Source organism: Candidatus Eisenbacteria bacterium, from assembly GCA_035577985.1.
GTDB lineage: Bacteria > Desulfobacterota > Binatia > DP-6 > DP-6 > DATJZY01.
Genome location: DATJZY010000144.1, coordinates 1 through 2,884 on the forward strand (window position 1 = coordinate 1; position 2,884 = coordinate 2,884).

At 68.0% G+C, this 2,884-nt stretch carries 4 protein-coding genes and 1 tRNA gene; 3 read left to right on the forward strand and 2 right to left on the reverse strand.

What is annotated here, in order from left to right:
* From VMS22_20610 to VMS22_20620, 3 genes are all read left to right on the forward strand, one after another.
* On the forward strand, nucleotides 1-612 hold a 612-nt coding region (locus VMS22_20610), incomplete at its 5' end, for a hypothetical protein (GenBank protein ID HXJ36446.1).
* A gap of 106 nt (nucleotides 613-718) precedes the next feature.
* Complete coding sequence (locus VMS22_20615; protein HXJ36447.1) at nucleotides 719-1,057, forward strand: PilZ domain-containing protein; 339 nt, start codon at nucleotides 719-721, stop codon at nucleotides 1,055-1,057.
* A 34-nt stretch (nucleotides 1,058-1,091) separates the two neighbouring features.
* Nucleotides 1,092-1,168 (forward strand) — tRNA-Arg (locus VMS22_20620).
* Between the two features lie 65 nt (nucleotides 1,169-1,233).
* Here the strand turns inward: VMS22_20620 and VMS22_20625 are convergent.
* On the reverse strand, nucleotides 1,234-1,407 hold the full coding sequence (locus VMS22_20625) for a hypothetical protein (protein ID HXJ36448.1): 174 nt from the start codon (nucleotides 1,405-1,407) through the stop codon (nucleotides 1,234-1,236).
* A 98-nt stretch (nucleotides 1,408-1,505) separates the two neighbouring features.
* Nucleotides 1,506-2,882, reverse strand: a complete 1,377-nt coding sequence (locus VMS22_20630; protein HXJ36449.1) for an adenylate/guanylate cyclase domain-containing protein — start codon at nucleotides 2,880-2,882, stop codon at nucleotides 1,506-1,508.
* Between the last annotated feature and the right edge of the window lie 2 nt (nucleotides 2,883-2,884).

Genomic DNA, 2,884 nt, shown 5'->3' on the forward strand with positions numbered 1-2,884 from the left:
TTCCGCACCCCGCAGCTCACCGAGGACCAGGTCGCGCTCGCGTTCCTGCAGGGCCGCTACGTCACGCCGGTGACGTGCAAGAAGACCGACGGCAGCTCCGTCGACGTCGAGAGCTCCATCGGCATCAAGTTCGCGCCCGACTCGGGCGGCGGAAACGCCGCGCGGATCACCTTCTTCGGGATCGACCTGCCCGACATCGCCTACTGCTACAACGTGGTCGAGCGGCGCGTGATCGACCGGCGGGGCTCGATCCTGGTCCACTTCCAGTCGTTCAACCGCTCCGACAAGGGCCTCGCCGACTTCAAGATCGCCGCGAAGCGCGGCCCGCTCGAGTACCCGTCGCACCGCGGCGAGGTGACCGAGAAGCCGCTCGGCACGCAGGGCGAGGGCGAGACGCGCACGCTCTCGTTCGAGGGCCAGGGCAGCAAGCTCGTCGTCGAGACCGTCTCGAGCGGCAGCGACGGCGCGAAGCTCCTCTCCGTCTATCCGCCCACCGCGCCGGCCCGGCTCAACGCCCCCGACGAGCGCAAGCGCCTGACGCTCCGGTTCCATCCCGTCGCCGGTGACCCGTTCGTCGTATACGTCATCGACGAGGTCCACACGCGCAAGTGATTCCTTCAATGACGTGCGGAGGCGTCCGCAGCTGCGAGCGAATGTCGCGTTCGTAAAGCGCCCTTGCGGGTCCGTCGATAGGCCGGGAACGACGGGGGCCGGCGCGATGCCGCAGAAACCGAAGGTCGAGCGCCGCAAGCTCAGGAGAATCCTGAAGCGAATCCCCGCCTCGTTCGAGGCCGGCCAGGTCCGTGGCAAGGGCCACATCAAGAACGTATCGAAGGAAGGCCTCTTCCTGCGAACCAGCGTGCTGCCGAACGTCGGCGACGAAGTGCGCGTGATCTTCCCCGATCGCACCGGCAGCAAGATCGAAGCGCGCGGCACCGTGCGCTGGACCACCCTGCAGCTCCCCGTCGAGCAGCAGGCCAAGCCGGGCTTCGGCGTGCACGTCCCGCGCGGCAACGAAGCCTTCGACGACTTCTTCGAGCAGATCCTCCTGGGCTGAGCCCGCGGCGGCGAGCGCTACACTCCACGGGCACGTCCCCGTAGCTCAGTTGGATAGAGCGGCTGCCTCCTAAGCAGCAGGTCGTGCGTTCGATTCGCGCCGGGGACGCCAGAGCTACGCGATTCGGGGTCGTGGTCGTGGTGCCAGCGTGGTGCCAACCTACGCAAACCGGGCCCCTACCCGCCCAGCACGGCGTCGAGCGCCGCGACCGCGATCCAGCCCGCGCGAGGAGGGAACGAAGCGCCCAATGGGCGCGTGCCGGACCACACCCACGCGCGTTGCGTCGCGGTGTCCGCGCCCACCACACCGGCGAGGCCCCATGCGTCGATGATGACGCCGTCGCTGATCACGAGCGGCGCTTCCAGCTGGGCACGCTTGAGCTCCGCTGAAGGCGAGCGCGCACGGTTGCACCGAACGTCGGCATGGTCAACCTGCGATGTCGATTGCGTCAGCTCGCCGCGACCGAGAACACCTCCCACGCTCCGGGAAGCCCCTTCAAGACGTGCGCGCCGCGCGCTTCGAACGCAATTCCCGAGCCCGCGACGAGGTCCTTGACGGTACGCGACACGAGCACCTCGCCGGCACGCGCCAACGACGCCACTCGAGCGCCGGTGTGCACCGCCACGCCGCTCAATTTGCCGTCGAGCACCTCGCACTCGCCGGTATGCAACCCGGCGCGAACGTCGATACCGAGGCGAGCCACGGCGGCGACGATGGCGCGGGCGCATCGCACTGCGCGCGCCGGACCATCGAACGAGGCCAGGAACCCGTCGCCGGCGGTATCGATCTCGCGTCCGCGAAAGCGGGTCAATTGCTCGCGGACGACGGCGTGATGGCGATCGAGCAATTCCCGCCATCGCCGATCGCCGAGTTCGACGGCGCGTTCAGTCGAGCCGACGATGTCGGTGAAGAGCATCGTCGCGAGAATCCTGTCCGGCTCCACGCCGCGGCGTGTCCCCGTCACGAATTCCTCGACTTCGTCGAGCACCGCGCCCGTGTCGCCCGTCCAAGCGAAATGGTCGGCGCCTTGAAGTTCGACGAACTTCGCGCCGTGGATGCGCTGGGCGACATCGCGCCCGGCGTCGATACGAATGATCCCGTCGCTCGTGCGGTGCAGCACGAGCGTGGGCACTCGAATGGCCGAGAGGGCCTGGCGCGCATCGGTCTCCGGCAGCATGCGCAGCAAGGTCCTCATGCCGGACGGGCTCACGCCCACGCGCTCGAATCGCGCCCAGGAATCGCGGAACGCCGCGTCCGCCGCTCGGCTCGGCGCGAAGTAGTCGGTGCTGAGCGTGCCGGTGCCCCACGACGACTCCACCAGTTCGAGCAGGGCTGCGAACAGTTCCGGCGGCACACCCTGCGGATAGTCGGGCGAACGCAGCAGCCGGGCGAACGTACCGTACAAGACGAGCGCCGACGTTCGTTCGGGGTACGTCGCGGCAAACAACATCGACATCGGGCCGCCTTCCGACACGCCGAACAACGTCGCGCGCTCGACACCGGCAGCGTCCATCACTGCCCGGACGTCGTCCATCCGTTGCTCCAGCGTCGGCAATTCGGCCACGCGATCGGACAGCCCAGTGCCGCGTCGGTCGAGCAAGATCAACCGCGAGAACGTCGCGAGTCGTGCCAGGAACGACGCCATCGACGGCTCTTCCCACGCGTATTCGACGTTCGAAACCCATCCTGGAACCAGGATCAGGTCGTGGTCACCACTGCCGGTGACCTGATAGGCGATGTGCACATCGCCGCTCTTCGCGTACTTCGTCGCAGGGATCGTCGGCACGGACTCTCCTGGCGCGTCGACGGCTGTTCCAACGGACAGTG

What these genes read in the sequence shown, in the direction of transcription:
- VMS22_20615 (HXJ36447.1), top strand. Translation starts at nt 719, where the DNA reads ATGCCGCAGAAACCGAAGGTCGAGCGCCGCAAGCTCAGGAGAATCCTG.